Origin of the sequence: Sphingomonas sp. YR710, from assembly GCF_900101455.1 — a bacterium.
GTDB lineage: Bacteria > Pseudomonadota > Alphaproteobacteria > Sphingomonadales > Sphingomonadaceae > Rhizorhabdus.
Window position 1 is genome coordinate 1 of record NZ_FMZJ01000035.1, and the last position, 4,739, is coordinate 4,739.

General features: G+C 54.9%; 1 protein-coding gene and 2 pseudogenes. 2 read left to right on the forward strand and 1 reads right to left on the reverse strand.

The window, feature by feature from the left end; all coding sequences use genetic code 11:
* Both BLS13_RS20830 and BLS13_RS20110 read left to right on the forward strand, forming a co-directional pair.
* A pseudogene (locus tag BLS13_RS20830) lies at nucleotides 1–96 on the forward strand (IS5/IS1182 family transposase); the annotation flags it as partial.
* A gap of 178 nt (nucleotides 97–274) precedes the next feature.
* Nucleotides 275–4,081 (forward strand): RHS repeat domain-containing protein, encoded by a 3,807-nt coding sequence (locus BLS13_RS20110; RefSeq protein WP_176943708.1) that lies wholly within the window; start codon nucleotides 275–277, stop codon nucleotides 4,079–4,081.
* 378 nt (nucleotides 4,082–4,459) lie between these two features.
* Here BLS13_RS20110 and BLS13_RS20115 read toward each other — a convergent pair.
* Nucleotides 4,460–4,645: pseudogene (locus tag BLS13_RS20115) on the reverse strand (transposase); the annotation flags it as partial.
* Nucleotides 4,646–4,739: the final 94 nt, after the last annotated feature.

Sequence of the window (4,739 nt, forward strand, 5' to 3'; positions counted from 1 at the left end):
GCCACCCGCTATGACAAGCTCGCGGCCAACTTCCTCGCCATGGTCCAGCTCGCCTCAATGCGGCTGTGGCTGCGCGCTTATGAGTCTACGACCTAATGGGGCAAAAAGCTCGAGCTTTAACCTTTTGCCGAGCAACACGTACAGTTCCAATGACGGCGATGGCTCGACTTTGACAGAAACGAGTACGAACTTCACTTTCACTTCGCACGATGGCACGATCATATCATTCAACAAAGCGCTCGTTGCGCATAGTGAGAGTTACTATGGCAGTGTTGTGGCGCTCGGCACGACGATCACTAAGCCGAATGGCGAGGTTGTCACGCTGACCTACCAGACTGGAGGATATAGCTACACAGTCTGCAATCCGGGCGACGCGTGTGAGCACATCGTGATCCACATCGTCCGCTTATGGTCGGTGACGAATAATTATGGTTACGAGCTACAATATGGATACGAAACGAACTCGGTATCCTCTAGCACATCGATCGACCAATGGTATAATATGACCAGTGTCACCGCGATTAATAACGGGTATGATACTTGTACTTTGAGTGGATGCACACTTTCCAATAGCTGGCCATCCGTGATATCTACGTTCAGCACTGTCATGAACTCAAGTACGGGTCTTCTAGATCTTCTGGAAAGCGTAACCGACCCGGCAGGGGGTGTCACCCGCTACCGGACAACCCCATCGCGTCAACTCACGGGTATCAAGCGGCCGGCCAGCAGCAGCGACAACATCACGATCGCATATGACAGCAACGGCAGAGTCTCGTCATATGCGAACGGCGCGTCAAGCTGGACTTATGGCTATTCCGACTCCGGATCGAACAGGACAACCACAAGAACCGATGCGTTGGGTCATACTCGGGTAACTGTTGCGGATATGAGCAAGGCGGTGGTGACAACCGACACCGACGAAAATGGCCAGGCGACCGTCTACACACCGGACAGTTTGGGGCGGATCGCGCGGGTAACGGAGCCGGAGGGCAATTACGTTGCCTACGTGTTTGATACACGGGGCAATGTCACGACGACAACGGTGGTGTCGAAGACAGCTGGTTCGCCTGCAAACATCACAACCACCGCGGCTTTTCCGTCAAGCTGCGCCAATCCGCTAACCTGCAATGAGCCGACCTCGACGACCGACGCACTCGGCAAGGTCACCAACTACACTTATGACAGCGCACATGGCGGTGTGCTCACGGTAACGGCACCGCCCGCAACATCGGGCGGCATGCGCCCGCAGACCCGCTATAGCTATTCAGCACTCTATGCCTGGTACGAGAACAGTGCCGGCACTCTGGCTGCTTCTGTGACACCGATTTATTTGCCGACAGCAACATCGACCTGTCAAACGACGGCGTCGTGTGCTGGCACAGTCGACGAGGTGAAGACGACGGTGACGTATCAGGCGGGCTCGGCGGGCGCGGGAAGCAACCTGCTGCCGCTGTCCTCCTCCAGTGGGGCGGGCGACGGTTCTCTGACGGTGAGTGCAAGCACGACATATGATAAGGTCGGCAATTCGGTGACGAAGACGGATCCGCTGGGAAATGTCACCTATTTATTCTATGATGCCGATCGAAGAGTTGTGGGTATGATCAGCCCAGATCCAGATGGGGCCGGGACGATGAAGCGTCGGGCGACACGGCTGAGCTATAATGCCGATGGTCAGGTAACCGCGAGCGATCAGGGCACAGCGAACGGGACGTCACTTAGCGATCTGACAGGCATGACGGTGCTGCAAACGCTGAGCACAACCTATGATTCAGCAGCACCCCGAAAGCTGCAGGAAGCGCTGATCGCAGGCGGTGTCACGCAAGCCGTGACGCAATATAGTTACGATGCGCTGGGGCGATCCGATTGTACCGCCCGACGCATGAGCAGCGCGCTGTTCACGGGAACGCTGCCCTCAGCTTGCACACAAGCGACACCGGTTGGAAATTTTGGTCCAGATCAGATATCGAAGACTTATTATGACGGCGCCAGCCAAGTCACGAAGGTGCAGAGCGGCTACGGCACGGCGCTGGTTCGTGATGAGATAACGAACACCTATACGGCCAACGGCAAGACGGCGACGGTAGCGGATGCCAAGGGTAACGTGACGGCCTACGCGTATGACGGGTTCGACCGGCTGTGGCGGACGTGTTTCCAGACAACCGCCGCAACCTGTGCCGGCTCGCCATCTGATTATGAGGAACTCACGTATGACGTCGGATCGCGGGTCACCGCGCGGAGGCGTCGTGATGGTGTCAGCTACAGCCTGGGTTACGACGACCTCAATCGGTTGACGGGGCGCTTTTATTCGCCCGGGAACAACAATGCCAATGCGCTCTATTATTATGATCTGCTGGGACGTTTGACGTCGACCAACCGTGGTAACGGCGCCTATGGCGTCACGAGTGCCGCCGTCTACGACGCCCTAGGTCGCAAGGTGTATGAGACGAGCGCTTATAACGGCGTCAACAGGTCCCATAACTACAGTTATTATGCAGATGGCCGCCGTGCCACGATGACGTGGTATAACGATAGTACGGCGAGCTTTAGTGGCTCCCTCTCCTATGTTTACGATAATCTCGGTGAAATGACGGGGATTCTCGAAAGCGGTTCGAGCAGCTTGGCTGCGTTCTACTATGATGACCTCGGGAGGCGAACGGCCATTGGCCGGCCAAGTGGCGCTGCAACCTATTACGGTTATGATGCGATGTCGCGACTGAACGCGCTGTCGCACGACCTGGCAGGCACAGCGCAGGATTATGGTGTCAATTACAGTTACACCCCGGCGAGCCAAATCAGCCAGCGAATCAGCTACACCGACCTCTATGCATGGACACAGAACTACAACGTGAACCGTAGTTACACGGTGAACGGGCTCAACCAGTACGCACAGATCACATCAGCAGGCTCGATCAGCCCGACCTATGACGCGCGCGGCAACCTCACCAATGCTGGCAGCAAAACCTACAGCTACAGCACCGACAACGAACTCACCGGTGCCGACAGTGACCGCTTCGACTTTGACGCATTCGACCGGTTACTCTATAGCGCGAGCAGCCACACTCGCTTCGATTATGACGGTGCTGATCTTGTCGCGGAGTACGATGACAGCGGTAATCTGCTCCGGCGTTACGTCCACGGATCAGATACGGACGAGCCACTCGTCTGGTATGAAGGCTCCGGGTCCAGCGATAAGCGCTGGCTGCACGCTGACGAGCGCGGTTCGATTGTCGCTGTGAGCGATAGCGTGGGTAGCGCGATCGCGATCAACAGCTATGATCCGTGGGGCATCCCGGCGATGACCAACCTCGGGCGGTTCCAGTACACCGGCCAAGCCTGGCTACCCGAGCTTGGGATGTACTACTACAAAGCCCGCATCTACTCGCCGACAATGGGGCGCTTTCTCCAAACTGATCCTGTCGGGTATGCTGATGGTCTCAACTGGTATGCATATGTCGGCAACGATCCGATGAACGGTAGCGATCCATCGGGTTTGGCGCAAAAGAATGACACGTCTATCAATATAGCGGTGGACTGCAAGGCGAATCCGGGTGACCCGCATTGCAATAGTAACAATACAATTATTGTGACAGCTAGACATAATCATAGTAAATCGCCTGATGTTGATACCATAAACGTTCAAATGGATGTTCGTAATTTTCAACAAGCGGCAATGCCGCAAAATCTGAGTGACCCGCTGCGGGCTGACCCTATTGATTTCGGGTGCGTGGGGTCAGCACTTTGGTCAAAGGAAGGCGCTGCCTTGGGCCTAGACGCCCTTGGTGTAGCGGTAGGCATTCTCGCGCCTGAAGCTTATGTCACTCAGTTGGCCCTGTCAGGCGCATCTCTGATCGCCTCTGGCATCACATCTAGCCTGTCGGACCCAGTGGGCTCCATCCGGTCCTTGTCACTTTCCACAGCAGCATTTCTGCAATCCAGTGGCTCAGCACAGGCGAAACTATCCGAGGCAAGCAGTGCGGTAGCGAGGCAGTGGGGCAAGATTGGATTGGCTGGTGCGCTGGTAGGATCATACTATGATGCGAAGTCGGTAATGGCCAACTATGACAATTGTCGGAAAAAGTAAGTTGCTATGACAGATAGAACTGCCGACCTAACAACGTTGGATGCCTTTTTGATGGCAGGTGCAGCAATAGCAATATCCGAGGGGGTGGGGCGAATAACGCCATCAGCTATGCCTGTTATGTTGGCATTCTGCGTCTTATCAATTTGTATATCTTTAAAGATGTGTTGGCCTCTTCGGTCTAGGCCATGGTTTCCTCCTTACTTCATAGTCGTGCTTTTTGCCCATGTACCCCTTGTGCTATTACTTAGTAAACTTAACATCCAAGGATTTTATTTAGCTATGACTCCACTGGTGGGGCTGGATGTATTTGTCATTGTCACGATAGCGCTCAAGATAGATGATAGAAGTCGCACAGGCCAGCACTAGAGTCTTTCTGATTCATATTGACGCATAGCCCGCACCGCGGATGTAGTTTGCACACTCAGCGGAAGGGAAGTGATCGAGCAGTTTGCCGATACGTTTCCATGTAGCCTCGACGGTTCGCTCGTTGGCCTTGCGCAGCAGCCGTTTGAGTTTGGAGAACATCTCTTCGATGGGGTTCAGATCTGGCGAGTAGGGCGGCATGTTGATTGCTGCTGAGAAGTGACCCGGGGTTTTCATCGAGAAGTGACCCACCTTGCGATTATGTTTCGGATGTCATTGGTGGGTCAAGACGGGG